This window comes from Streptomyces sp. NPDC090442 (genome assembly GCF_044769405.1).
In the GTDB taxonomy this organism is placed as follows: Bacteria; Actinomycetota; Actinomycetes; order Streptomycetales; family Streptomycetaceae; genus Streptomyces.
Genome location: NZ_JBIVXW010000063.1, coordinates 1 through 24,591 on the forward strand (window position 1 = coordinate 1; position 24,591 = coordinate 24,591).

The 24,591-nt window shown below is 72.7% G+C and carries 20 protein-coding genes and 1 riboswitch; of the genes, 12 read left to right on the forward strand and 8 right to left on the reverse strand.

The features are described 5' to 3' along the window. Nucleotides 1-941: 2,3-diaminopropionate biosynthesis protein SbnA (gene sbnA, locus ACIQU6_RS33255; protein ID WP_403485453.1), on the forward strand; the 941-nt coding region annotated here is incomplete at its 5' end. Nucleotides 942-1,154: 213 nt separating this feature from the next. On the opposite strand, the gene ACIQU6_RS33260 is transcribed toward sbnA, so the two are convergent. Continuing rightward, nucleotides 1,155-1,394, reverse strand: coding sequence for a hypothetical protein (locus ACIQU6_RS33260; protein WP_403485454.1), 240 nt, complete (start codon nucleotides 1,392-1,394; stop codon nucleotides 1,155-1,157). 455 nt (nucleotides 1,395-1,849) lie between these two features. Between ACIQU6_RS33260 and polX the strand changes: the two genes are divergently transcribed. Beyond that, a complete protein-coding gene (gene polX, locus ACIQU6_RS33265) occupies nucleotides 1,850-3,580 on the forward strand; it encodes a DNA polymerase/3'-5' exonuclease PolX (RefSeq protein ID WP_403485455.1) in 1,731 nt (576 codons plus the stop codon). Between the two features lie 68 nt (nucleotides 3,581-3,648). Here polX and ACIQU6_RS33270 read toward each other — a convergent pair whose 3' ends face one another. Beyond that, a complete protein-coding gene (locus tag ACIQU6_RS33270; RefSeq protein ID WP_403485456.1) occupies nucleotides 3,649-4,308 on the reverse strand; it encodes a ScbR family autoregulator-binding transcription factor in 660 nt (219 codons plus the stop codon). A gap of 99 nt (nucleotides 4,309-4,407) precedes the next feature. On the opposite strand from ACIQU6_RS33270, the gene ACIQU6_RS33275 reads away from it, so the two are divergent. From ACIQU6_RS33275 to ACIQU6_RS33290, 4 genes are all read left to right on the forward strand, one after another. After that, a complete protein-coding gene (locus ACIQU6_RS33275) occupies nucleotides 4,408-5,328 on the forward strand; it encodes a ScbA/BarX family gamma-butyrolactone biosynthesis protein (protein WP_403485457.1) in 921 nt (306 codons plus the stop codon). 230 nt (nucleotides 5,329-5,558) lie between these two features. Beyond that, complete coding sequence (locus ACIQU6_RS33280; protein ID WP_403485458.1) at nucleotides 5,559-6,302, forward strand: HAD family hydrolase; 744 nt, start codon at nucleotides 5,559-5,561, stop codon at nucleotides 6,300-6,302. Between the two features lie 342 nt (nucleotides 6,303-6,644). After that, complete coding sequence (locus ACIQU6_RS33285; RefSeq protein ID WP_403485459.1) at nucleotides 6,645-7,583, forward strand: aminoglycoside phosphotransferase family protein; 939 nt, start codon at nucleotides 6,645-6,647, stop codon at nucleotides 7,581-7,583. A 106-nt stretch (nucleotides 7,584-7,689) separates the two neighbouring features. Then, the gene (locus ACIQU6_RS33290) at nucleotides 7,690-8,094 is read left to right on the forward strand and encodes a DUF779 domain-containing protein (RefSeq protein WP_403485460.1); all 405 of its coding nucleotides are present in this window, start codon (nucleotides 7,690-7,692) and stop codon (nucleotides 8,092-8,094) included. 179 nt (nucleotides 8,095-8,273) lie between these two features. On the opposite strand, the gene ACIQU6_RS33295 is transcribed toward ACIQU6_RS33290, so the two are convergent. The 3 genes from ACIQU6_RS33295 to ACIQU6_RS33305 all read right to left on the reverse strand — a co-directional run bounded on the left by ACIQU6_RS33295 (nucleotide 8,274) and on the right by ACIQU6_RS33305 (nucleotide 11,023). After that, nucleotides 8,274-9,221: a hypothetical protein gene (locus tag ACIQU6_RS33295; protein WP_403485461.1), complete on the reverse strand. Its 948-nt coding sequence runs from the start codon at nucleotides 9,219-9,221 to the stop codon at nucleotides 8,274-8,276. Between the two features lie 161 nt (nucleotides 9,222-9,382). After that, complete coding sequence (locus tag ACIQU6_RS33300; RefSeq protein WP_403485462.1) at nucleotides 9,383-9,898, reverse strand: lytic polysaccharide monooxygenase auxiliary activity family 9 protein; 516 nt, start codon at nucleotides 9,896-9,898, stop codon at nucleotides 9,383-9,385. Nucleotides 9,899-10,003: 105 nt separating this feature from the next. After that, a complete protein-coding gene (locus ACIQU6_RS33305) occupies nucleotides 10,004-11,023 on the reverse strand; it encodes a LacI family DNA-binding transcriptional regulator (RefSeq protein WP_403485463.1) in 1,020 nt (339 codons plus the stop codon). A gap of 291 nt (nucleotides 11,024-11,314) precedes the next feature. On the opposite strand from ACIQU6_RS33305, the gene ACIQU6_RS33310 reads away from it, so the two are divergent. From ACIQU6_RS33310 to ACIQU6_RS33330, 5 genes are all read left to right on the forward strand, one after another. Then, nucleotides 11,315-12,262 (forward strand): nucleoside hydrolase, encoded by a 948-nt coding sequence (locus tag ACIQU6_RS33310; RefSeq protein WP_403485464.1) that lies wholly within the window; start codon nucleotides 11,315-11,317, stop codon nucleotides 12,260-12,262. Continuing rightward, nucleotides 12,259-13,695, forward strand: a complete 1,437-nt coding sequence (locus ACIQU6_RS33315; RefSeq protein ID WP_403485465.1) for an MFS transporter — start codon at nucleotides 12,259-12,261, stop codon at nucleotides 13,693-13,695. Before ACIQU6_RS33310 ends, ACIQU6_RS33315 begins: the two co-directional genes overlap by 4 nt. A gap of 180 nt (nucleotides 13,696-13,875) precedes the next feature. Further along, on the forward strand, nucleotides 13,876-14,292 hold the full coding sequence (locus tag ACIQU6_RS33320; protein WP_403485466.1) for a DUF2795 domain-containing protein: 417 nt from the start codon (nucleotides 13,876-13,878) through the stop codon (nucleotides 14,290-14,292). Nucleotides 14,293-14,383: 91 nt separating this feature from the next. Beyond that, a complete protein-coding gene (locus ACIQU6_RS33325; RefSeq protein ID WP_403485467.1) occupies nucleotides 14,384-14,866 on the forward strand; it encodes a DUF5709 domain-containing protein in 483 nt (160 codons plus the stop codon). Between the two features lie 138 nt (nucleotides 14,867-15,004). Beyond that, entirely contained in the window at nucleotides 15,005-15,649 is a 645-nt protein-coding gene (locus ACIQU6_RS33330) for a class I SAM-dependent methyltransferase (protein ID WP_403485468.1), read from the forward strand. Nucleotides 15,650-15,704: 55 nt separating this feature from the next. On the opposite strand, the gene ACIQU6_RS33335 is transcribed toward ACIQU6_RS33330, so the two are convergent. From ACIQU6_RS33335 to ACIQU6_RS33345, 3 genes are all read right to left on the reverse strand, one after another. Next, nucleotides 15,705-17,108 (reverse strand): M1 family metallopeptidase, encoded by a 1,404-nt coding sequence (locus tag ACIQU6_RS33335; protein WP_403485469.1) that lies wholly within the window; start codon nucleotides 17,106-17,108, stop codon nucleotides 15,705-15,707. Then, the gene (gene pls, locus ACIQU6_RS33340) at nucleotides 17,105-21,064 is read right to left on the reverse strand and encodes an epsilon-poly-L-lysine synthase Pls (RefSeq protein ID WP_403485470.1); all 3,960 of its coding nucleotides are present in this window, start codon (nucleotides 21,062-21,064) and stop codon (nucleotides 17,105-17,107) included. Before pls ends, ACIQU6_RS33335 begins: the two co-directional genes overlap by 4 nt. A 446-nt stretch (nucleotides 21,065-21,510) precedes the next feature. Continuing rightward, nucleotides 21,511-22,212 carry a hypothetical protein gene (locus tag ACIQU6_RS33345; protein WP_403485471.1) on the reverse strand — a complete coding sequence of 234 codons (702 nt, stop codon included), beginning with the start codon at nucleotides 22,210-22,212 and terminating at the stop codon, nucleotides 21,511-21,513. A 233-nt stretch (nucleotides 22,213-22,445) separates the two neighbouring features. Continuing rightward, a riboswitch (M-box (ykoK) riboswitch) is annotated at nucleotides 22,446-22,616 on the forward strand. A gap of 296 nt (nucleotides 22,617-22,912) precedes the next feature. Between ACIQU6_RS33345 and ACIQU6_RS33350 the strand changes: the two genes are divergently transcribed. After that, entirely contained in the window at nucleotides 22,913-24,580 is a 1,668-nt protein-coding gene (locus ACIQU6_RS33350) for an NRAMP family divalent metal transporter (RefSeq protein WP_403485472.1), read from the forward strand. Nucleotides 24,581-24,591: the final 11 nt, after the last annotated feature.

Here is a 24,591-nt window from a genome sequence, read left to right on the forward strand (position 1 = left end):
TGGTGGGGCACGCCCTGTTCCTCAAGTGCGAGGGATTCAACTTCGCCGGCTCGATCAAGCTCAAGGCGGCGACCGAAATGGTGGAGGCCGCCGAGGAGAGCGGGACCCTGCGGGCGGGGTCCATCATCATCGAATCGTCCTCCGGCAACTTGGGCGTGGCCCTGAGCGTCATCGCCGCCAGCAAGGGATACGGCTTCGTCTGCGTGACGGACGCGCGCTGCAACCTCTCGGCGCAGCGGTTCATGGAGGCCATGGGCGGCCAGGTGCACATCATCTCCGAGCCGGCGTCGCACGGCGGTCTGCTGGGTGCGCGCCTGGCGCACGTGCAGCGGTTGTGCGCCTCCGACGAACGGTATGTCTGGCTCAACCAGTACTCCAACGCGAACAACTGGAAGGCCCACTACCGCACCACCGCGCCGGCCATCGCGCGCCATTTCCCGCGCCTGAACGTGCTGTTCATCGGGACGGGCACCACCGGCACGCTGATGGGCTGCGCCCGTTACTTCCGGAAGCTGCACCGGCAGGTGAAGATCGTGGCGGTGGACAGCGTCGGCTCGGTGACCTTCGGCGGCGAGCCGGGCCGTCGGATGATCCCCGGCCTGGGCACCAGCGTCCGCCCGGCGCTGCTGGACGAGTCGTTCGTGGACGACGTGGTCCACGTCCGGGAGGTGGACACCATCCGGACCTGTCACCGCCTGGCCCGGCGCGGGTTCCTCTTCGGGGGGTCCACCGGCACCGTCGTCAGCGGCGCCCAGGAGTGGCTTGCCAGGCAGTCCGACCCGGACCTCACGGCGGTGGCGATCTCCCCCGACCTCGGCGAGCGCTACCTGGACACCGTCTACCAGGCGAGTTGGGTCCGGGCGCTGTACGGGGAGGACGTGCTCGATCAGGATCGCCTGGCGGCGCGGCTGAGTCGGGTCGGTGAGTGGCGCGTTGGCTGAGGTCCGCTCGTGCGGTTCCGGTCGCTGCCGTACCGCCTCCCGGCGACGCCGCGTATCGCGGCATCCGATGCCCTGAGCGTCCGGTGCCGTGAGCGTCCAGTGACGTGAGCGTTCGGTCGGCGGCGGAACGCATACTTCCCCCACCTGCCCGACCGGATCGCCGACGGCCGAACCACCCGGCGGGGCGCCGGAGTTCACCCGTCCGCCGTCACGTCAGGCCCCCACCCGGCCCCAGCCGCTGTCCTTCGGTGCCGGCGCCCGGTCCGCCGCGCCGACGGCGACGAACCGGCCCCATCCGCTGTCCGCGACGACCACCCGCGAGGCCGAGGCCGCCGCCGGTGCCGAGTCCCCGGGGGCGTGCGCCGCCCCGACGGCCACGGCGCCGAAGAGGCCGACGGAGGCGAGCGCAAGGGCAAGTGCGGCCGAAGTGCGGGACGTTGTGGGGGACTTCATGGCGGTTCGCTCCTCCTGCTGTGGGTGGGACCGGATCCGGAATGTGCGGTGTCGCCCGCTCCTTCCGGTGCTCCAAGACTCCCCCGCGGGTGCCGGCCGGGCCATGCATCACGGCGCTCACCAAACTGCCATGCAGCAAGGCGAACAGCGCACGAATCGCTTTTGCCGGGGTAAACCGGGGCGAAATTCCTCTGGGGCGAGTCGAGGTTGGGGCGGCCGGGTGGTGCCGGCGAGGTGCGGCAGCAGTGTGTGGAGCACGGGCACGAAGCGGGCCAGCGGTACCGCTCGGCCACCGCCGCGGTGCATCAGCGCCTCGGCGCGCTGCCAGGCCGCGGCCGGCACCCGACGCCCGGCGCGTCCGGTGCGCAGCCGGCCGGCGCTGGTCCGCGACGCCGGCCTCACCCCCTGACCCCGGCCCGGCTGCCGCCCCGCCGCTCCGGGGGCATCCTGGAGGTATGGTCCGCGTCAATGACGAGGTCGAGGCGCTGCTCCAGGAGTACGCCGACCTCCTCGCGATCAGCGGCGGCGACGCCTTCAAGGCCCGGGCGTACGAGAAGGCCGCCCGGGCCGTCGGGGGGCACCCCGCCGACGTCTCGAAGCTGGACGCCAAGGGGCTGCGGGAGATCCCGCACGTCGGGGCGTCGATCGCGGAGAAGGTGGTGGAGTACCTGCGCTCGGGCCGGGTGTCGGTGATCGAGGAGACCCGGACGACGATCCCGGCCGGCGTACGGGAGTTGATCACCATCCCGACGCTCGGCCCGAAGAAGGCCCTGGTCCTCTACGAGGAACTGGGGATCACCTCCGTCGACCAACTGCTGGACGCCGTCCACGAGGAGCGGTTGCGGGACCTGAAGGGGTTCGGCGAGAGGACCGAGGAGAACATCCTGCACGGCATCGCGCTGCTGCAGAAGGCGGGCGGCGGCCGCATCCTGCTCAACGCCGCGATGGACGTCGCCGAGCAGATCACCGGCGAACTGTCGCGGATCGCCGGCTGCGAGCGCTGCACCTACGCCGGGTCGCTGCGCCGGATGCGGGAGACCATCGGGGACATCGACATCCTCGTCGCCGCGGAGCGGTCCGCGCCGTTCATGACGGCGCTGGCGGAACTCCCGTCCACCGCCGAGGTCATCGCGCACGGCGAGAAGAAGACCTCCGTCCGCACCACGAAGGGCCTCCAGGTGGACCTGCGGGTGCTGCCGCCGGCCTCCTGGGGCGCGGGCCTCCAGTACTTCACGGGTGCCAAGGCGCACAACATCCGGACCCGCGCGATCGCGGTGCGCAACGGCCTCAAGCTGTCCGAATACGGGCTGTTCGACGGCGAGAGCGGCGAGTTGGTCACCTCACAGGCGGAGGAGGAGATCTACGCGCGGCTCGGACTGCCGTGGATCGCACCGCCGTTGCGCGAGGACCGCGGCGAGGTCGCCGCCGGGCTGCGCGACGAGCTACCCGACCTGGTCACGGAGCAGGACATCCGGGGCGATCTGCACACCCACACCGACCTCACCGACGGCCTGTCCTCCCTGGAGGACATGGTCGCCGCGGCCGCCGACCTGGGCTACGCGTACTACGCGGTCACCGACCACGCCCCGAACCTCTACATGCAGCGGATGACCGACGAGAAGATGCTCGCCCAACGGGCCGCGGTGCGGGCCCTGGACCGCAGGCACCGCGGCATGCGGCTGCTGCACGGCACCGAACTCAACATCGGCCCGGACGGCGAAGTCGACTGGCCGGACGCGTTCCTGGCGGAATTCGACCTCTGCGTGGCCTCGGTGCATTCGCACTTCAACCAGAGCCGACGGGCGCTCACCCGCCGCCTGATCCGCGCCTGCGAGAATCCGTACGTCGCGATCATCGGCCATCCCACCACCCGGCTGATCGGCAAACGCCCGGGAATCGACGCGGACTTCGACGCGGTATTCGAAGCCTGCGCCCGCACCGGCACCGCCCTGGAAATCAACGCCCATCCCGAGCGGCTGGACCTGTGCGACGAGGACATCCTGCGCGCCAAGCGGCACGGCGTGAAATTCGCCGTGAACTCCGACGCGCACGCCACCACGCATCTGCCCTATCTGCGCTACGGAATCGGCACCGCGCAACGCGGCTGGCTCACCAAGGACGACATCATCAATGCCTGGCCGCTGACGAAACTGCGCCGCTTCCTGCGCGCGGGCCGCCGACCGTAACGGCCGCCTCCGGCACCGCCGTCAGAGGCGCCCTGGGGGCTGCCCGACGGGGCTGACCGGACAAAGTCCTAGGCGGGCTCGGGGGCCGGCGCCGTGTCGCGGTCCCGCCGGTGCACCCGGTCCAGCAGCGCGGCCGGTTCCGGCTCGGCCTGGAGGCCGCGCAGCAGCAACAGCCACAGGTCGTCGAGGTGCTCCTCGATGTTCCGCCGCCCCTCCAGCGCGTCGGAGACGGTGTGCAGCCCGAAGAAGGCGCAGACCACGCCGTGCGCGGTGACCACCGGCTGCGTCCCGACGGCGAGTTCGCCGTTGCGGGCGGCCTCTTCGAGGAGCTGGGTCACCGCCTCGATCCAGCCGAGGAACGGCGTCGGGAGCTGGGTCTCGATGGCCTTGCGCTCCGCCCACAGCCGGGCCCCGGCCCGCACCACGACGTCGTCCCGGAACGCCCGTGCCACCTCGAAGCTCAGCCCGACGAGTTTCTCCAACGCCGGTACGCCGGGCTGTCGATAACGGCTGATCAGTTGCGGCCAGGTGGCGAAGTGCTCCTCGACGATGGCCAGGGCGAGCTTCTCCTTACTGGCGAAGTGGAAATAGATCGCGCCGCTGGTGCGGCCGGAATGCGCGCTGATATCGCTGATGCTCGTACCGGCATAACCCCGCTCGTCGAACAGCGTTGCGGCCGCTTCCAGAAGGAACCTGCGCGTCGTCTTCGCCCGGATCTGCACATACACCTCAGATGTCGTTCTCGTGCCACCTGCTGGAAATGTACCGCGCCCCGCCTCCCCCAATTCACGGGTGCGGGTGTTCGAATTTCGATATTCCCTGGTCATATGAATACGTCACCTTCCGGCCCGGCCGAAAAGAGCCGACCGCTCAGCTGGTCCCGGACCGTCGAGCGGGAGTTGGTGCACCGGACCTCGGTGGCCGAGGTCCTCCTCACGGACGTCCGCCCGGCGCCGGCCGCGGACACCTTCGACGCGGCGGCGTGCTGGCCGCGGGCCCACACGACCTTCCCGCGCACCGGGCCGCAACGGCACAGCCCGCTGATCCTGGTGGAGACCCTGCGCCAGCTCGGCCTGTACGTCCCGCTGCGGTTCTACGGGGTTCCCGCGGCATGCCACGCGATCATCACCGACCTGTACTTCCAGCTCTCCCCGGAGGCCGAACCGCCGGCCGCCCCCGGCGCGACCGAGATCACCTGCCGCGCCCGCGCGAGCGGCGTCCGGCGGACACCGGACGGGACCGTCACCGGCCTGCGGCTGGACGTCGACTTCGCCGCCGGAGGGGCGGTTTTCGGCCGGGGCGGCGGCGGGGTCCGGTTCGTGCCCGGGGCGGGCTACGCCGCCCTGCGCGCCCGGGGCACGGCCGGCACCCCGCCGCCCGCGCCCCCACCGCCTGCGCACCGCCCCGGCGTCGCCGCACTGACCGTGAACCACGCCCAGGACGCGGTCCTCGCCCTGGACGGCGACGGGCTGTTGGTGGCGCCGGCCGACCCGCTGCACCCGTTCCTCTTCGACCACCCCACCGACCACGTGCCCGGGATGGTGCTCCTGGAGGCCGCGCGACAGGCGGTCGCGTACCGCACCGGAGGCGCGCTGGTGCGCCCGCGCGGGGGGCGGCTCAGGGCGGTGCGGTTCACCGAACTCGCGCCGCGCGCACGCGTGCTGTGCACCCCGCACCACTCGACGTGCGTGTTCCGCATCGTCCAGGGCGGCACACCAACGGCCTACGGCACCCTGAGTTACACATAGGGCATAAAATATGGACTTTTATCGATCTATTGACCCCGCTGCGTCGCCGTCCGTAGCGTAACGATCGTTATTTTCCGACGCGGAGCGCGCGTTGATCTCCCGTGCGCGGGAGCCGCCCCCCGTCGGGAACCCTCAAGCCCGCTGCCGCGGCCGTGCACCGACGCAGTCGTGCCTCGAAAGGCCACCCGGTCACATCGCCGCCCTCCGGGCCCAGCGGAACGGAACCTCGGATGACAGCACACCGCATCCTTTCCTGGACCCCCGCCGCCGTCGTCTTCGACTGTGACGGCACGTTGATGGACACCGAACGCCACTGGGTGGACGCCCGTGACGCGGTGCTGCGCGAATACGGCTACGCCCCCGCCCCCGGGTTCGCGGAACAGGCCCGGGGTCTGCACTACACCGCGTGCGGCCGGCTGATGGCCGATGCGGTCGGCCGGCCCGACCTGACCGAGGAGTTGACGGCCTCGCTGCTCGACCGCTTCCGCCAACTCGTCGCCGCCAACCCGACGACGATGCCCGGCGCCCCCGAACTGGTGCGCTCGGCCGCCCGGTTCGCCCCGCTGGCGGTGGCCAGCAACTGCCCGCTGGAAGTCGTCGAGTCCTGCCTGGACTTCGCCGGGCTGCGCCGGTTCTTCGGCCACATCGTGGTGCCCGACGCCAGCACCAGACCCAAGCCCCACCCGGACGTCTATCTGACCGCGGCCCGGCTCTGCGGGGTCGACCCGGCCAGTGCGCTGGCCGTCGAGGACTCGCACTGCGGCATCCAGGCGGCCGCCGCCGCCGGACTCCGGGTGATCGGCGTCGGCCCCCATCCGCCCGGACCGGAGACCACGCTGGCCGACTGGTGGGTCCACTCGCTTGAGGAACCGGCCGTGCAGGGTTGGGCGGGCGCCCGCATCCCCCTCCAGGACGACGGCCCCAACGGCACTCGGAACGGCGAGCGGACCAGCACGCAGAACGGCACGACGTAACCGACGCCCGGGGCCGCGCCGGGTGTCCCGACCACCGCTCGCACGGAGCGCCGGGCGCTGGCCTGCCACCGACCGGCCGTCATCTCCCTTCCCTCCACGACCAGTTCGCGTCGGCCGGCGGGCGCCGGCGGCGTCTCCGGGCGCGCGGCCCTCCTCGGCCGACGGGCTCCGGGCGTCGCCCCGCACCGTCGTCCCCCTGGCCGAGGTGACGGCAGAGCCCGCCCGGGCCCGGGCGGGTTAGGGTGGGGGCATGCTTTGACGCAGGCCCGCGGCCCGGGCGCCCCCACCACCTCCTTCGTTACCGCACCCGCACGGATCCGGATCCACGAAGGAGAATCCCTGATGACCACGTCGACCCCGATCGACGTCCCCGAGGCGTTCACCGCGTCCTACGGTGCGCACGGCGCCGCGGAGCGCGCCTGGCTGACCACATTGCCGGCGCTGGGCGCGGAGTTCCTCGACCGCTGGGCGCTCAGTCCGGACGGTCCCGTCCGGTACGGCATGGCCTCGCTCGTCCTGCCGGTGCGGCGCCCGGACGGGACGCCGGCCGCGCTCAAGCTCCAGCAGCCGCGCGAGGAGAACGCCGGCGCCGCCGCGAGCCTGTTGGCCTGGCGTGGCAACGGCATGGTGCACCTGCTCGACCACGACGAGGCCAGCGCCACCCAGCTCCTGGAGCGGCTGGACGCCGGCCGGCCGCTGTCGGCGGTGCCCGACGACAGCGAGGCGCTGGGCATCCTGGCCGAGCTGATGGCCCGGTTGGTGGCGGTGCCCGCCCCGGTGGGCCTGCGGCGGCTCGCGGACGTCGCCGCCGCCATGGTGGAGCAGACCCCGGGGGCCGTCCCGGCGCTCGGCGACCCTTCAGAGCGGCGGTTGGTGCGCCACTGCGCGGCCACCGTCGCCGAGCTCCTCGACGAGGCCGGCGACCGCCTGCTGCACTGGGACCTGCACTACGACAACGTGCTGGCCGGGCGGCGGGAGCCCTGGTTGGCCATCGACCCCGAACCGCTCGCCGGCGACCCCGGGTTCGAGCTGCTGCCCGCGCTGCACAACCGGTGGGACGAGGTGGTGGCCACCGGTGACGTGCGGCGGGCCGTGCTGCGGCGGTTCGACCTGCTGACCGAGGTGGTCGGCGTGGACCGGGAGCGGGCCGTTGCCTGGACGCTCGGCCGGGTCCTGCAGAACGCCCTGTGGGACGTCGAGGACGGCGAGCACGCCCTCGAACCGGCCCAGGTGGCCATCGCCGAGGCGCTGCTCAACCGCCCGGCACCGCACGGGAGTTGATCGGCCGTATTCCGGAGCACGGCGGGCTTCTGCCATGCTGCCGGGCGGGCACTCCCCCGCCCGGCAGCGGGGGCCCGCCGCCACCGACCGAGGAAGGGGCGACACCATGGACGACGAGGGCACCGGCCCGCCGCAGGACGCCGCGCGGATCGCGCTCACCGACGCCGCCGCCGCGCTGCTGCGGTCGCTGCGCGCGCGACACGGACCGCTGATGTTCCATCAGTCCGGCGGCTGCTGCGACGGCAGTGCGCCGATGTGCTACCCGGAGGGAGAGTTCCGCACCGGCGACTCGGACGTGCTGCTGGCGGAGTTGACGGTGGCCGACGTGCCCGAACCGGTGGGCTTCTGGATGTCCGCCGACCAGTTCGCCCGCTGGCGGCACACCCATCTGACGGTGGACGTCGTCCCAGGGCGGGGCAGCGGCTTCTCGCTGGAGGCGCCGGACGGCGTGCGCTTCCTGATCCGCTCCCGACTCCTCACGGACGCGGAGCGGGCGACGCTCGGCGGATGACGGCGCACGCGCCCAACGGGTGCGCCGGCGACGGCAGTCCGACGGCAGTGGTGAGGCCCCGCGCACGGGGGAACGCGCGGGGCCTCACTCCGACAAACGGCCCACTGCCGGCCGAGGTTCCCCACCGGGCGAGGTTTTCGCGGAAAACTTCGCGGCGCGGTCCCGGACGGTCGGGGCGGCTACGGCTCGTCCCGCACCAACCGCTCCAGCATGTCCTGGAACTCCACGTCGACCACCACCCGCAGCCCGTCGCCGTCCGGCTCGCTGAGCGGCGTCATCGTGCCGCGGCGCCACCAGTAGACCCGGGGGCTGATCGCGCCCGCCGCGTCCTCGTGGCCGGCGGCCGCGAACTGCGCCATGGCCTGGAGCGCCGGGATGACCTGGGCGTCGTGGATGCGGTGGAAGGCGAGTTGGTGGCGGAAGGGCAGGGCCACCAGGGCGCCGTCCCCGGTGAGTGCGGTGCCCGTCAGCCGCTCGACGAGTTCGTCCAGCACCAGTACCCGGCTCGCGGTGAAGAAGGAGTCGCCGAGCAGCACCTCGAACGCCGAGCCGTCGCCGCGGCGCACCGTCTCGTGCCCCTCGACCGGCAGGGCACGCAGGTTGTTCATCGCCCGGATCCGCAGCTCGGCCACGTCCCCGAGATCGGTGAGCGAGTCCTCGCTGAGCATCTGGACCGCCTCGGGCAGGTCGAGGGCGAGCACCTCGCACAGTCCCGGGGCCGGCTCGCGGCCGTAGCGGAAGGAGTCGGAGGCGGGCAGGGTCTCCTGGGCGACGACCCGGGGGTAGAGGCAGGCCCGGATCTCGTCGTGGGAGAGGATCTCCAGCGGCTGCGGGCCGTCCATGGTGCGCAGCACCTTGCCGACGTGGTCGCGGATCAGTGCGGGCCAACAGCGTTCGCCGCGGCGGTCGCGGTGGCAGACGGCGGCCAGGTTGCCGAGGCCGAACTGGCGGCCAGCGGAGTCGGTGACCACTCCGGCGTAGGCGGTGACCTCCAGACCGCGTTCGGCGAACGCCTGCCGGACCTCGGATCTGAACACGCGGCCTTCCCGTTCCGAGAAGAAGCCGAACTCGTCGTCGCGCGCGACGTCGCGGGGATCCCGTTTCGGTCCCCGGCGGAACAGACCCATCTCGTCCTCCCGGCTGCGGCCACCCGCATCGGCCCTTGAATGCGCCGATCGTAACGGGTGCGCCTGAGAGTGCCGTCGCCCCGCGGCCGGGGACGGTCGCGGGGCGACGTGGGGGACGGTGAGCGGAGAAGAGGGAGAAGAGAGCGGTGGGTGGGGGCGGGCTAGCCGACGTTGACGTCGATGCAGGCGTAGAAGGCGTTGGCGGTGTCGGCGATGTTCCAGACCGCGAGGACCTTCTGCTGGCCCTTGAGGCTGCCGAAGTTGACGCTGTGGGTGACCTCGGCCGGCGGCTGGGCACCGTGACCGTCGATCTCGGCGACCTTCTGACCGTTGGCGAAATACTGGAAGTTGGCGGTCGCGTGCCGGGCCGTGAAGCGCCAGGTGAAGTCCTGGGTGCTCTGGACCGGGGTGACCTTCCACGGCTTGGAGTCGTCGTCCAGGTCGGCGAACTGGCTGTTGCCGCCGCTACAACTCGTCAGCCCCTTGGGCCCCTCGACGCTCTGCGGCTCCCACTTGATGGGTCCGCAGTCGACGGTGCCGGCGGCGCACTGGGCCTGCCGGCTGGGCGGTGAGGAGACGTATCCGTGGGCACTGGCCGGGCTCACCGACATCGTGAGGACGAGGAGAGGGGCGATGCCGGCGCCTATGGAGGCGGCGAGCTTTCTCTTCTTGTTCATGTCAACCCTTTCGCGTAGGGGGGTGGTTGACGCGAGGGTGTGCGGGGGGTTGGTCTAGACTTAACGCCGTGACCGCGTACGGTCAAGAGGTCGGACGTGAGCCGTTCAGGCCCCGGGCGGCGCGCTGGACGCGCGGACCACCAGTTCCGGTGCGAGACGGACGGTGCGAATCGGGCGGCGGGGGCCGGGAACCGCGCTCCCCGTGGGGCGGTCGAGGAGCAACCGGGCGGCCTCCGCGGCCAGTTCGGGCAGCGGCTGGCGGACCGTGGTCAGCGCCGGATCGGCGAGGCCGGCCAGCGGGACGTCGTCGAAGCCGGTGACGGCTACCTCGCCGGGGACGTCGGCGCCGAGTTGGCGCAGCCGTTGCAGGGCGCCGGCCGCGATCAGGTCGTTGGCGCAGACCACCGCGTCCGGGCGGGCGGGCCAGAGCCGGTCGACGGCGGCCCGGCCCCACTCCACGGAGAAGTCGCCGAGCAGCGCACGCTCCGGGGCGGTCGGGTCGAGGGCGGCCGCGCTCGTGACATAGGCCGCGCGCCGTTCGGCCGCCGCCGAGGCGGTCCCGGCGGCGCCGATGAAGCAGGGACGGCGGCGGCCGGTGGCGGCCAAGTGGGCCAGGACGAGCGCCATTCCGGCCGCGTTGTCGACGGCGACCGAGTCCGCGACGCCGGGGCCGCAGTCGCGGTCCAGCAGCACCAGCGGCACCCGCGCCGCGGCGGCCGCCACCGCCTCCCGGCTGCGTCGCTCGTCGACCGGGATCACCAGCAGGGCGTCGACCCGGCGGTCCGACAGCGCGGCGATCCGGGCCGCCTCGACCTCCGGGTCGTCGTCGCAGTCGGCGAGCAGCACGGCCCGCACCTCGGCGTGCAGCGCGTGCTCCAACTCCCGTACCAGGGACGGGAAGAAGGGGTTGGCGATCTGCGGGAGGACAAGGCCGACGGTGCAGGTCACGCGGTTGCGCAGGGCCCGGGCGACCTCGTTGGGGCGGTATCCCAGGCGGTCGGCGGCCTGCCGCACGGCGCGGGCGGTCTCGGCGCCGACCGGGCGGGTGCCGGCCAGGACGCGGGAGACGGTGGCGACGGAGCAGCCCGCCGCCCGCGCGACGTCCCGCAAGGTCACTTCGGCCACGGCGGCGCGCCCTTCCGCTACGGGACACCGGCCGCGCGGGCGCCGTCGTCCTCGACGTCGGCGGCAATCGTTATCACCGCCCGTGCACACACGTATCAGTTGGGTACCGCCTCTTACCAGCGGGTATGCGGGTCAGCTGTCTCACACTTCCTTGAGGTTTCATTGACATCTCCGCGGGCCATGAGCGAAATTTCCGGAGAACGTTTTCCCGAGGTAGCTGCCTGCCGCGGCGTGCCCCAGAGATCGAGTTCACCCCGCTTCACCGTTCCGTAGAGCAAAGGGGCTCTCCCGTTGGCCAGAAAGATCATCCTCGACTGCGACCCGGGGCATGACGACGCGATCGCCATGCTCCTCGCGCACGGCAACCCCGACGTCGAACTGGTCGCCGTGACGACCGTGGTCGGGAACCAGACGCTGGAGAAGGTGACCCGCAACGCGCTGTCGGTGGCGACGATCGCCGGCATCACCGGCGTGCCGTTCGCCGCGGGCAACCCGCGCCCCCTGGTCCGGTCAGTCGAGATCGCCCCCGAGATCCACGGCGAGACCGGGCTCGACGGGCCCGAACTCCCCGAGCCGGCCTTCGAGGTGGACCCCCGGCACGCGGTCGACCTGATCATCGACACCGTGATGTCCCACGAGCCGGGCGAGATCACCATCGTCCCGACGGCCGGGCTGACCAACATCGCCATGGCGGTGCGCAAGGAGCCCCGGATCGCCGAGCGGGTGCGCGAGGTCGTGCTGATGGGCGGCGGCTACCACGAGGGCAACTGGAGCGCGGTCGCCGAGTTCAACATCATCATCGACCCCGAGGCCGCGCACATCGTCTTCAACGAGAAGTGGCCGGTCACCATGGTCGGCCTGGACCTCACCCACCAGGCGCTGGCCACCCCGGAGGTCGAGGCGAAGATCGCCGCGGTCGGTACGACGCCGTCCCGGTTCGTGCTGGAGCTGCTGGACTTCTTCCGCGAGGCGTACCGCGAGAACCAGGGCTTCGAGTTCCCGCCGGTGCACGACCCGTGCGCGGTGGCGTACGTCATCGACCCGGACGTGATGACCGTCCGCAAGGCGCCGGTCGACATCGAGCTGCGCGGCGCGCTGACCCTGGGCATGACCGTCACCGACTTCCGCGCGCCGGCGCCGGCCGACTGCCACACCCAGGTCGCGGTCACGCTGGACCACGAGCGGTTCTGGAACCTCGTCGTGGACGCCCTGGAGCGGATCGGCGAAGGCCGCGCATGAACGTCTCCACCGCACCGCGTACCACCGGGGTTTCGGGCGGGTCCGGCGTCCGCGTGGGCGTGCTGGTCACCGCGCTGCTGGCGGCCTGCTTCGCCTTCCAGCTCAACGCCAGCATGCTCAGCCCCGCGTTGAAGAGCATCGAGGACTCGCTCGGTGCCAGCTCCGCCGAGATCGGCATGACCCAGACCGCGTTCTTCACCTCCGCGGCGCTGTTCTCACTGTTCCTGCCGCGGCTGGGCGACGTCCTCGGCCGGCGCCGGGTGCTGGCCGGGATGCTCGGCCTGATGGCCGTCGGGTGTGTGGTCGCCGCGCTGGCGACCAGCGTCCCGATGCTGTTCGCCGGGCGGATCATCCAGGGCGTGAGCGGGCCGGTGGTCCCGCTGTGCCTGATCATGCTGCGGGTCGAGGTCCACGAGCCGAAGAAGTACGGCACCCTGCTCGGCGTGATCACCGCGGTCAACGGCGGTATCGCCGGCATCGACTCGCTGGCCGGCGGCTACCTCGCCGACCACTACGGCTTCGCGTCGGTCTTCTGGGCGATGGCGGTCGTCGCGGCCGTGGCCACCGCCCTGGTGGCCACCCTGACCCCGGAGTCCAAGGCCGCGGCCGCGTCCAAGATGGACTGGCCGGGCGTGACGCTGCTGGTCGTCTCGGTCGGCGCGCTGCTGATCGCGCTGAACGAGGCGGGCAAACTCGCCGCCGCCAACTGGGCGTTGATCGCCGTGCTGGTCGTGGTGGCCGCCGCCGCGTTCGCGCTGTTCTGGCGGACCGAGGACCGCAGCGGACACCCACTGGTCGCCACCCGGCACCTCAAGCAGCGGGCCACCTGGTCACTGCTGCTGACCACGGTGCTGACCATGACCGGCGTGTTCGCGGTGATGAACGGGCTGATCCCGGCCTTCGCGCAGGACGCCCAGGCGGGCCTGGGGATGTCGGCCGAGCAGTCCGCCTGGTGGACGCTGTCGCCGTACGCGCTCGCCGGGTTGGCGATGGGCCCGGTGGCCGGCCGGCTGGCCGCTACCTTCGGCTACGGCAAGATCCTACGGCTGGGGCTCGTGGGTGCGGTGGGGTCGGTGGTGCTGATGCTGCTGACCATGCACGGCCACTCGCACGTGCTGCTGTTGGTGACCTCGCTGCTGGTGGGCATCACCTACGCCGGCGTCGCCAACATCGTCCTCAACGGGCTCGGCATCGTCCTCTCCCCCGGCGAGAACCCCGGCTTCCTGCCCGGCCTGAACGCGGGCGCCTTCAACCTCGGCGCGGGGCTCAGCTTCGCGGCGCTGTACGCGGTGAAGACCGCGCTGGCGCCCGCCGATCCGACCTCGCCCGGCGGCTACACCGCGGGCATGATCGCCGGCGTGGTGATCCTCGCGCTCGCCATCGGCACGTCGTTCCTGATCCCCAAGCCGGTGGCCGCCGAGGCCCAGGACTAGGGCGCTTCTGACGGATCTCCGCGGCGTCGCGCATCGACCGCCCGTCGCTCCCGGACGCCCGGGGCGGCGGGCGGTCGCGCGTTCCGGGCCGGGCCGCCGTCCGCGCCCGTACCGCGCCGCCGTCGTGTTGTCAGCCCGGAGGGAAAAGGGAGACTGGAACCGAAGGCAACGGAGGCAGCGATGGTCATGGAACACGGTATGGACAAGACCGGTCCCGCCCGGGACGACATGATGAAGAAGCAGCTTCGGAGCCAGATGACGGCCGACCGCTCGCTGCGCGCGGACGAGAACCGCGAGCTGGAGCCGCCCGGCGAGGACCAGCCGATGGCGGCGCCGTCGCCGGAGAGCGTCTACCGCGGCGGCACTCCGCACGGGATGTCCGAGCGCGATGTCGGCCTGCGCTCCGAACTGGCGCAGTACCTCGGCCGCAGCGTCTACCCGGCGGAGCGCCGGGACATCCTCCGCACCCTGCGCGGCAACCACGCCCCCGACCGCCTGGTCACGATGGCCGAGCAACTGCCCACCCACCACCGGTACGGCAATGTGCAGGGCATCGCCGAGTCCCTGGGGCTGGGCACCGAGGACCGGCGCTCCTGAGGACGAGGGGCACCGGCAGGCGGACAATTGCCATAGCGGGCACCACACACAGCACCCCACGCGGAGGCGGAGAGAGAACAGGAGGGCGGCGATGTCCGACGACGCCATGGGCGACGAGGTCTACCAGCCGCCCAGATCCGATCCGCAGGACAACCCCAACGACCTCGACATGGAGGACGCCCTGGACGAGCCGGGGCTCGACGAGGCGCTGGACACCGGATACTCGCCGCCGGAGCGGCCGTTCGTGGTGAACCACGAGGGCTGCACCGCGCAGGAGCAGCACGACCGCGAGTCCCTGGCCCACCGGCTCGCCCTGGAGCTCCCGGACGTCTGCGCGCCGGACGGCGACGGCATCGGGGACCTGCCGGGGGGCGCCGGCGAGCCCTACGACGACCAGGTCGGCGAGGAGCGGGCCGGGCGGATCGTCCTGTCCGACGACGGCTTCTGGCGCGGCGGCGGGAGCAACGACATCGTCGCCCGGGACGTCGGCATCGACGGGGGCGCGGCGTCCGCCGAGGAGGCCGCGGTGCACATCGCCCACGACGTGGGCGGGACGTTCGAGGGCGAGATCTGACGGAGCCGCCGCACGGGACGGCCAACGGAGACACCAACGGGGACAGCGCTCACGAGTTGCCGGATCGGCAACGGTCTTTGCCGCCTCGGCCCACCCGGGCCGAGGCTCTGTCGTGACCGGATGAAGAGGAGCACATCCATGACGCACGACAGCGGCACGACCGTCCCCGACGAGGAGTTCTGGGACGCGCGGTACGCCGAGAGCGACCGCATCTGGAGCGGCAACCCCAATGTCGTCCTGGTCCGCGAGGTCGCCGACCGGGCCCCGGGGACGGCGCTGGACCTGGGGTGCGGCGAGGGCGCGGACGCGATCTGGCTGGCCGGACAGGGCTGGCGGGTCACCGCGGTCGACGTGTCGGGGGTGGCGCTGGAGCGGGCCGCCCGGCACGCCGCGGCGGCCGGGGTCGCCGACCGCGTCGACTGGCAGCGGCGCGACCTGGCCGCCTCGTTCCCCGAGGGCGGCTTCGACCTGGTGTCGGCGCAGTTCCTGCACCACCCCGGCGAGGTCTTCCGCGCGGGGATCCTGCGGGCCGCCGCGGCGGCGGTGGCGCCCGGTGGGACGCTGCTGATCGTCGGGCACGCCGGGCCGCCCCCGTGGGAACAGGACCCCGAGCACACCGCGGAGGAGTTCCCGACGCCCGAGGAGGTGCTGACGGCCCTCGCGCTGTCCGCGGACGCGTGGGAGGTGCAGCTCAGCGAGGAGTCCGTGCGACAGCAGACCGGTCCGGACGGGCGGCCGGTCGAGCGGACGGACGCGGCACTGAAGGTGCGGCGCCGGGGTTGAGGACGCCGTGCCGGTGGCGGACGGGGGTGCCGTCCGCCACCGGGGGCGTGCCCGGTCAGGTCGCCAGCGTGGGCAGCGGCTTCTCGTAGAGCCAGGAGTGCAGCAGCGGGCGGGCCCGGCCGCCGGCGGTGCGTTCGGCGTGCGCGAGGAACGCCGCGGTGCCGGCGCTGGCGCCGCGGTGGGCGCCGTGCCAGCCGCGGAGCACCTCGAAGAACCGCTGGTCGCCCACGGCCCGGCGGAGCGCGTGCAGGGCGCAGGCGCCCCGGACGTAGATCCGGTCGTCGAAGATCCGGCGCTGGCCGGGGTCGGCGATCCGCAGGTCCTGGGGGCGGCCGCGCAGCGCACGCCATTCGTGGTGGGCGATCTCGTCGGCCGAGTCCTCGCCGATGTGCTCGGACCACAGCCACTCCGCGTAGGTGGCGAAGCCCTCGTTGAGCCAGATGTCGCGCCAGTCGCGCAGGCTGACGCTATTGCCGAACCACTGGTGGGCGATCTCGTGCGCCACCAGGGTCTCCGAGCCGCGCTGACCGTCGATGTGGTTGCTGCCGAACACCGACCGGGTCTGGTTCTCGACCGGCGCGGCGAGTTCGGCGTCGACGATCACCGCGCCGTACGCCTCGAACGGGTAGCGGCCGAAGAGCGCGCTGAACGCCCGGAGCATCTCCGGCTGGCGGGCCAGGTCATGGGCCGCCTCCTCCGCCATCCACGTGGGGTAGGAGTTGTGCAGGGCGATCGACGGGTGGTCCGCGCCGGGCCGGACGGTGTCGCTGTCGTGCCGGAAGCGGCCCGTGTAGAGCGCCGCGAGGTACGGGGCCATGGGGCCGGGGTGGTGGTAGGTCCACCACTCGTGCCGTCCGCTGCGCCGGCGTTCGAGCAGGGTGCCGTTGGCGAGCGCGTGCTGGCCGGGCGGGACGCCGATCCGGAAGGTGAAGGCCGCCTTGTCGTCGGGGCGGTCGTTGCACGGGAACCACGACGGGGCGCCCAGTGGCTGGGAGGCGACCATCGTCCCGTTGTGCGGGTCGCCGGTGCGGTCCCAGCCGATCGGGCCGAACGGGGAGCGCACCGGCTTGGGCCGGCCGCGGTAGCCGACGTCCATGGTGAAGTGGGTGCCGGTGGGCAGCGAGCGCGGGGTCTCCAGGTACAGCTTCCCGTTCTGCTGGCGGCTGCGGACCCGGGTCCCGTCGATCCGGGCGCTGTGTACGGAGAGCCGGGACAGGTCCAACTCCACCCGGTCCAGGGGCTGGTTGGCCACCGCCTCGATGCGGGCCCGCCCGTCCAGACCGCCGTCGGCGGGGCGGTAGGCCAGGTGCAGGTCGTAGGAGACGGTGTCGTGGGCGTAGGTGCCGTGGCGCGGGAAGTACCGGTCGGCGAACGGTCCGCCGGGGCCGTCCGCGACCGTCGCGGCGAGGGGCAGCAGGGCGGCGCCTCGGATGAGGGCGCGCCGACTGCATCGGGTCACGCGGCCGCACCCCCCTTCGCGCGGGCCGCGGCGGGACGGGTCGGGCGTTCGCCGGCGATCGGGTTGCCGGCCCAGCGGGTGTGGGCGGGGACGCTCTCCCCGCGCATGACCAGCGAGGACGGTGCGATCGAGGCGCGGGCGCCGACGTCGGTGCCGGGGAGCACGATGCCGTGCGGGCCCAGCGAGGCGCCCTCGGCGAGACGGACGGTGTCCAGCCGCATGATCCGGTCGTGGAAGAGGTGGGTCTGCAGGACGCAGCCGCGGTTGACGCTGGCGCCGTCGGCGACGGTGATCAGGTCGGTCTCCGGCAGCCAGTAGGTCTCCAGCCAGACCCCGCGGCCGATCTTGGCGCCGAGGGTGCGCAGCCACCAGTTGAGGACCGGGGTGCCGGTGAACGCGCCGGCCATCGACGGCACGGCGAGCGACTCGACGAAGGTGTCGTAGAGCTCGTTGCGCCAGACAAACGAGGACCACAGCGGGTGCTCGCTCACCGTGAACCGGCCGACCAGCAGCCACTTCGCCGCGGTGGTGATGAGCAGCGCGACGAGGCCGGAGAGCAGCAGCAGCGGGGCGCCGATCAGCGCGGCGAGGCCGAGGCCGCCGTTGGTGAAGGCGTCCTGTTCGGTGAGGAACACGCCCTCGGCGAGCGCCACTCCGCACATCAGCGGCAGCACCCGGCACAGTTCGACGGCGGCCCGGGCCAGCACCAGCTTGCGCGGCGGCGCGAAGGTGCGCGCCGGGTCGGCCTCGGTCGCCACCCGGGGCAGCGGCATCGCGGGCCGGCCGAGCCAGGAGGAGCCGGGTTCGCCCTGTGCGGGGGCGTTGGAGAGCACGCCGATCAGGCTGTGGTCGGCGACGTCGTGACCGGGGTCGACGATGCCGGAGTTGCCGACGAAGGCCCGGCGGCCGATCCGGACGGGGCCCAACCGCAGCCAGCCGCCGCGGAGTTCGAAGGGGGCGACCAGGGTGTCGTCGGCGAGGAAGGCGCCGTCCTCGACGTGCAGCAGGGAGGGCAGCGGCAGCACGGTGGAGATCTCGGCGTGCTTGCCGACCTTGGCGCCGAGCAGCCGCAGCCAGTACGGGGTGCCGAGGCTGGCGTAGAGCGGGAAGAGGCTGCCGCGGGCGCCGTCGAGGAGGCGGGTGATCAGCCAGGCGCGCCAGGCGACGCCGCCGCTGGCCGGGTGCAGCCCCGGGGTGAGACCGCGGCTGAGGAGCCGGACCGTCGCGGCGGTCACCAGGATCGAGCAGAGGGTGGTGACGATCGCGAAGACGGGGGCGGCGGCGAGCAGGCGGACCGCCACGGTGGGCAGCGTGCCGCTGTTGCGGACCAGGAAGTACACGCCGACCAGCGCGGGGACGGCGGTGAGCAGGGCGAGCAGCGGCAGGCCGAGGAGCGTGAGCCCGTAGGCGGCGGTCCAGCGGCGGGAGCGCCGGTAGTGGGGCGCGGGCCAGGCGGTGCCGGCGATCCGCTCGGCGGCGCCGGCCGGGCGGGCCGGGGAGCCGGTCCACCGGTCACCGTCGGGGATCTCGCCGCTCAGGCAACCGCCGGCGGCGAGTTCGGCCTCCCGGCCGACGACGGCGCCGGGCATCAGCATGCTGCGGTGGGCGACCCGGGCACCGGCGCCGATGCGGACCGCGCCGATGTGCAGGGTGTCGCCGTCCAGCCACCAGCCGGAGATGTCCGCCTCGGGCTCGACGCTGCACCCGTCGCCGAGTTCGGCGAGGCCGGTGACCGGCGGCATGGTGTGCAGGGCCACGTTGCGCCCGGTGGTGCAGCCCAGGGCGCGGGCGTAGAGCCGGGCCCAGGGGGTGCCGAGCAGGGAGGGGACGCCGAAGGCGGCGACGGTGCGTTCGGCGGTCCACAGCCGCAGGTGGGTGGCGCCGCCGCGCGGGTAGGCGCCGGGCTTGATGGAGCCGGCCAGCGCCCGGGCGGCCACCGCGCCGATCCCGCAGCGCATGGGGGCGCTGAAGAGCACCACCCAGCCCACGATCACCAGCCACCAGGCGGTGTGCGGGGCCCACGCCTGCGGCGCGAGCAGCCCGAGCACGTTGTCGGCGAGCGCCAGGCCGACCAGTCCGCGCAACCCGGCGACGCCGTACAGGGCGGTCTGGACCAGGAGTTGGACGGCGGCGGCGCGGCGCGGGACCGGGCGGACCGGGCGCGCCTCGTCGACCGGACCGCCGAGCGAGTCGAGGTGCTCGGCCATGTCGCGGAGCACCGGGTGGCGGTAGAGGTCGGCGACGGAGACGCCGGGGTGGTGGGCGCGGAGCTGGGACGCCATCCGGGCGGCGACCAGGCTGGTGCCGCCGAGGGAGACGAAGTCGCTGTCCAACCCGGGCCGGACGCCGAGGAGTTCCTCCCAGACGCCGGCGAGGCGGGCGGCGGTGCCGTGCAGGGCCGGGGCCGGGCCTCCGGGGTCGTTGTCAGCCGGGGTGGACGGCAGCGGCCAGGGCAGCGCCTTGCGGTCGACCTTGCCGGAGGTGCGGGTGGGCAGGCTCTCGACCTCGGCCAGGACGGGCACCAGTTGTGCCGGCAGTCTCTCCTTGAGCAGCGCGCGGGCCTTGTCCTGCTGGAAGCTGGAGCCGTCGCCGGTGCGCTGCTCGGGGACGACGTAGCCGACCAGGACCTGGGTGCCGGCCGGGGTGGTCTGGACGGCCGCGGCGGCACCGCGGACGCCGGGCAGGGCACCCAACGCGGCGTCGATCTCGCCCAGTTCGATCCGGCGGCCGCCGAGTTTGATCTGGTCGTCGGCGCGGCCGACGAAGAGCAGGCCCTCGGGCTCGGCGCGCACGAGGTCGCCGGTGCGGTAGGCGCGGTCGGTCTGCAGGACGTCGTCGGGGACGTACCGTTCGGCGTCCTTGGCGGGGTCGAGGTAGCGGGCGTTGCCGACACCGCCGATGATCAGCTCGCCCTCCTCGCCGTAGGACACCGGCCGGCCCTCGCGGTCGACGACGGCGAGTTGCCAGCCTTCCAACGGCAGGCCGATGCGGACCGGTTGGCCCGGCTGGAGGCGGGCGGCGCAGGCGACGACGGTGGCCTCGGTGGGGCCGTAGGTGTTCCACATCTCGCGGCCGGGGCCGGCGAAGCGGTCGACGAGCCCGGCGGGGCAGGACTCGCCGCCCACGATCAGCAGGCGGACCCGGTGCATCGACTCGTCCGGCCAGAGCGCGGCGAGGGTGGGGACGGTGGAGACCACGGTGATGCCGCGCTCGACCAGCCACGGGCCGAGCTCGTGTCCGGCCCGGACCAGCGAGCGGGGGGCGGGGACCAGGCAGGCACCGTTCCGCCAGGCCAGCCACATCTCCTCGCAGGAGGCGTCGAAGGCGACGGACAGCCCGGCCAGCACCCGGTCGCCGGGGCCCAGCGGCCGGTCCTGGCAGAAGAGGCCGGCCTCGGCGTCGACGAACGCGGCGGCGGAACGGTGGCTGACCGCGACGCCCTTGGGCGCGCCGGTCGAACCCGAAGTGAAGATGATCCAGGCGTCGTCCTGGGGGGCCGGGAGGCGCTGCGCCCCGGCGGGCCTGGCCAGTCCGAGCGGCGGGGCGTCCGGGCCGAGGACGGCGCAGACGGCGGCCTCCCGGAAGACGGTGGCGGCCCGCTCGTCGGGGTCGTCGGCGTCGACCGGTACGTATGCGGCGCCGCTGCGCAGGACGGCGAGGATCGAGAGGTACAGCTCGGCGGTTCCGGACGGCACGCGGACGCCGACCCGGTCCCCGGGGCCGATCCCTTGCTGCCGGAGCTGTCGCGCGCGTCGTTCGATCTCGCTACACAGGTCGTGGTAGGTGATCGCCTCGGCGCCGGTGTCCAGGGCGAGCGCCTGGGGGTGCGCGGCGGCGGTGGCGTCGAGCACGTCGAGCAGGGTCCGCGGGGCCGGGGTGCCGGCGGTGCGGTATACGGCCCGCACCACCGCGGGCTCTGACGGCTCGAAGGACGATTCGAGAAGGGGCGACGACATCGATATGCCTTTGTTCGGTGCCGGTGGGTGGAGACCCTCGGACATTCGCCCCTACAGATGCCGCTGACCAGGCACGGGTTCGCCCGTCGTGCACCCCAATCCAGCATTCGAACACGTTGTGAAAGTCGCGACGGGTCACTTGGGCAGGCCGCACCGGGAAACCGACCGCGGAGTCTAACCATGACGTGGGAAAGAATTGACTCCGGGCGGAGATTGTTTTCGGGATCTTCGACGCCGCGGAACAAAACCGCAGGCCAGAGACGCGTCATCGATTGGTCACGGCCCGCGCGGTCAAGGCTTCGCCAAACGTTTGCCTCTTCACGCACATGTTCATCGACTTCTCATGGCGGTCTCATCGCCCCGTCATGACGTCGCCATACCCTCGCAACGCGACCTTCACACACCGGGCCGCGGGTTTTTCGCGGCCAACGGCGCCTGACGGCACGTCACTTGAGGATGTTCACCGCGCGGGCCACCACGAGCACGACGGTCAGCAGCGAGACCGCCGACTGCAACAGCATCAGCAGCTTCGCCCAACGGGTGAGCGGCATCACGTCGGTCGGACTGAACGCGGTGGCGTTGGTGAAGGACAGGTACAGGTAGTCGGCGAACCGCGGCTCCCAGTGCTCCGGGGCCAGCGCCGGCGTCGCCATCTGCGGGAAGAGGAAGTCGGGGTAGCGGCGCACCGCGTGGGCCCGGGCGACCGGCCCGCCGCGGTCCCACTCCCAGTACCAGAGCGCGAAGGCAAGGACGTTGGTGACCCAGATGGCGCCGCCGGTGGCCAGCAGCGCCGCGGCGTCCTCGCCCTCCGTGCCGCGCACCAGACCGATCACCAGGTGCACCGCGGACCAGGCGTTCGCCGCGCTGATCAGCGCGATCAACGCCAGACCCGCCCACCGGTAGAGCCGGGAGACCCGCTCGATGCGGACCGGGTCGGCCGCCACCAGAACGAGCAGCAGCACCGTCTCCAGCCCCGGCAACAGCCACCCCGGATGGATCGCCAGCCGCTCCGGCAGCCGCCACTGGAGCACCACCGCCACCAGCACCGCCAGCGTCGACGGCCAGCGGGGTTCGCCGCGGGTGACCCGTCGCCAGGCCGGCCGCAGCCGCCGCCCGGCCTCGTCCAGCCCCGCCATCGCGGGCGCCAACAGCGCCTCGATGAGGTCCAGTCACTCGGTCGGGGTGCCGCGGTCGCCCGCCTCGTCGGGCTGGAGGTGCTCGGACATGCGGATCATGCTCACCCGGGAGCCGGGCGGTGTCCAGCGGCTCGACCGGGGCGGCGGAGTTCAAAGGTGGCCGCTTGGTTAAGAGTCGGTCAAAAGCTTGCACATTCGCGCAAGTACCTCCGCCGGCAGGTCTAAGCTCCTAGAGGTTTTGACAGCGGTCACCTCGTTCGGTGAGGCGTCGTCACGGACACAGGCCACTGATCCCACCCGTCGAGAGACGCTCCGGATCAGGACAGGTCTCCCCGGCCCAAGGGGTGACCCCAGGTGGCTGCCCCGCACGGGGCTACGCCGTGACGTGCCAAAGCTCTGACGAGTGGGGGTGAACCAGTCGACGGCGACTGGTCCGCTCCTTACCGGATCGACGACGGCGCACCCAGGCGCCCCGACCGGAAGGAGGCGAGAGACATGGAATGCAGTAGTCCGGGCCATCATCGGCCCCTGCTCCGCCTGCCCTCGCATTCTTCCGGCACGCGGTAACCACCTTCCCTGCGCGGCCTCCCGCCGCATCACGCCCCGTACGGCCCGCCGCCGGCACGGGAGGTCGTGCTGCGTGCCCGCGCAGGGAGGATGGCTGCAGCGTGCCCCCAACTCCGCCCCCTCAAGGGGGACTTGGGAGGTAGCCATGACCGAGACCACCATCCGCCCCACGGCCCCCGCCGCGCCCCCGACGGCGCCGCCCACCGCCGTCCTCGATGAGGCACACCTCGGCGACATCCGGGGTGCGCTCGGCACCATCCGGCACGACGACACCGCCCCGCGCCGGGGCCTGTCCGCCAAGCTCAAGACGCTGTTGGCGATCGTCGGCCCGGGTCTGATCGTGATGGTCGGCGACAACGACGCCGGCGCCTTCGCCACGTACGGCCAGGCCGGCCAGAACTACGGCACGCATCTGCTGTGGACCCTGCTCCTGTTGGTGCCGGTGCTCTACGTGAACCAGGAGATGGTGCTCCGGCTCGGTGCCGTCACCGGCGTCGGGCACGCCCGACTGATCCTGGAGCGGTTCGGGAAGTTCTGGGGCGCGTTCTCGGTCATCGACCTCTTCCTCCTCAACGCCCTCACCCTGGTCACGGAGTTCATCGGCATCACGCTGGCCGCCGGCTACCTGGGCCTGCCGAAGGTCGGCGCGGTGGTACTGGCCGCCGCCGTGATCATCGCCTCCGCCTTCACCGGATCGTTCCGGCGGTTCGAGCGGATCGCCATCGGGCTGTGCGCGGCCTCGCTGCTGCTCGTCCCGCTCTACTTCATGGTCCACCCGTCCACCGGACAGATGGCCCACGACTTCGTCGTCCCCCATCTCCCCGGCGGCCCCGGCCAGTTGTCCACCGTGATGCTGCTGATCATCGGCATCGTCGGCACCACCGTCGCCCCCTGGCAGCTCTTCTTCCAGCAGTCCTACGTCATCGACAAGCGCATCACCCCGCGCTTCATGTCGTACGAGAAGGCCGACCTGTGGATCGGCATCGCCATCGTGGTGATCGGCGCCGCCGCCCTGATGGGGTGCACGGCCGCCGCCTTCGCCGGCACCCACGGCGTCGGCGCGTTCACCGACACCGCCGGCATCGCGCACGGCCTGGCCGCGCACGCCGGCAAGCTGGCCGGGGTCCTCTTCGCCATCGCCCTGCTCGACGCCTCGATCATCGGCGCCTTCGCCGTCTCCCTGTCCACCGCCTACGCCATCGGCGACGTCTTCGGCATCAAGCACTCGCTGCACCGCGGCATCGGCGGCGCCAAGGGCTTCTACGCCGTCTACGCCGGCCTGGTCGCCGCGGCCGCCGCGATCGTGCTGATCCCCGGCTCCCCGCTCGGCCTGCTCACCGAGGGCGTGCAGACGCTGGCCGGGGTGCTGCTGCCGTCCGCGTCGGTCTTCCTGCTCCTGCTGTGCAACGACCGCACGGTGCTCGGCCCGTGGGTCAACGGCCGCCGCACCAACGCCTTCACGGCCGCCGTCGTCGGCGTCCTGGTCACCCTCTCGGTCATCCTCACCGCCGCCGTGCTCTTCCCGGACATCGGCGCCTCCACCATCCTCGGCATCATGGCCGGCTGCGGCGCGGCTGGGGTGCTGGCGCTGGGGTACGCGGAACTGCGGCGCCGCCGCAAGGGCTGGGCGTTCGGCGGCCGGCCGGTGGACCGCACCGGCCGCGACGACTGGCGGATGCCGCCGCTGGAGACCCTGCCCAAGCCGGTCCTCTCCACCGGCCACAAGGTCGGCCTGACCGCGCTGCGGACCTATCTGCTGGTCGCGATGGTCCTGGTCGTCATCAAGGTCGTCGAAGTGGCCCTCGGCCACTGACCGTTCGGCCG

Excerpts from the sequence above, each read along its gene's own strand:
- ACIQU6_RS33260 (WP_403485454.1), bottom strand. The coding sequence starts at position 1,394 with ATGAAGTCCCCCACAACGTCCCGCACTTCGGCCGCACTTGCCCTTGCG.
- polX (WP_403485455.1), top strand. The coding sequence starts at position 1,850 with ATGGTCCGCGTCAATGACGAGGTCGAGGCGCTGCTCCAGGAGTACGCC.
- ACIQU6_RS33275 (WP_403485457.1), top strand. The coding sequence starts at position 4,408 with ATGAATACGTCACCTTCCGGCCCGGCCGAAAAGAGCCGACCGCTCAGC.
- ACIQU6_RS33280 (WP_403485458.1), top strand. The coding sequence starts at position 5,559 with ATGACAGCACACCGCATCCTTTCCTGGACCCCCGCCGCCGTCGTCTTC.
- ACIQU6_RS33285 (WP_403485459.1), top strand. The coding sequence starts at position 6,645 with ATGACCACGTCGACCCCGATCGACGTCCCCGAGGCGTTCACCGCGTCC.
- ACIQU6_RS33290 (WP_403485460.1), top strand. The coding sequence starts at position 7,690 with ATGGACGACGAGGGCACCGGCCCGCCGCAGGACGCCGCGCGGATCGCG.
- ACIQU6_RS33295 (WP_403485461.1), bottom strand. The coding sequence starts at position 9,221 with ATGGGTCTGTTCCGCCGGGGACCGAAACGGGATCCCCGCGACGTCGCG.
- ACIQU6_RS33300 (WP_403485462.1), bottom strand. The coding sequence starts at position 9,898 with ATGAACAAGAAGAGAAAGCTCGCCGCCTCCATAGGCGCCGGCATCGCC.
- ACIQU6_RS33315 (WP_403485465.1), top strand. The coding sequence starts at position 12,259 with ATGAACGTCTCCACCGCACCGCGTACCACCGGGGTTTCGGGCGGGTCC.
- ACIQU6_RS33320 (WP_403485466.1), top strand. The coding sequence starts at position 13,876 with ATGGTCATGGAACACGGTATGGACAAGACCGGTCCCGCCCGGGACGAC.
- ACIQU6_RS33325 (WP_403485467.1), top strand. The coding sequence starts at position 14,384 with ATGTCCGACGACGCCATGGGCGACGAGGTCTACCAGCCGCCCAGATCC.
- ACIQU6_RS33330 (WP_403485468.1), top strand. The coding sequence starts at position 15,005 with ATGACGCACGACAGCGGCACGACCGTCCCCGACGAGGAGTTCTGGGAC.
- pls (WP_403485470.1), bottom strand. The coding sequence starts at position 21,064 with ATGTCGTCGCCCCTTCTCGAATCGTCCTTCGAGCCGTCAGAGCCCGCG.
- ACIQU6_RS33350 (WP_403485472.1), top strand. The coding sequence starts at position 22,913 with ATGACCGAGACCACCATCCGCCCCACGGCCCCCGCCGCGCCCCCGACG.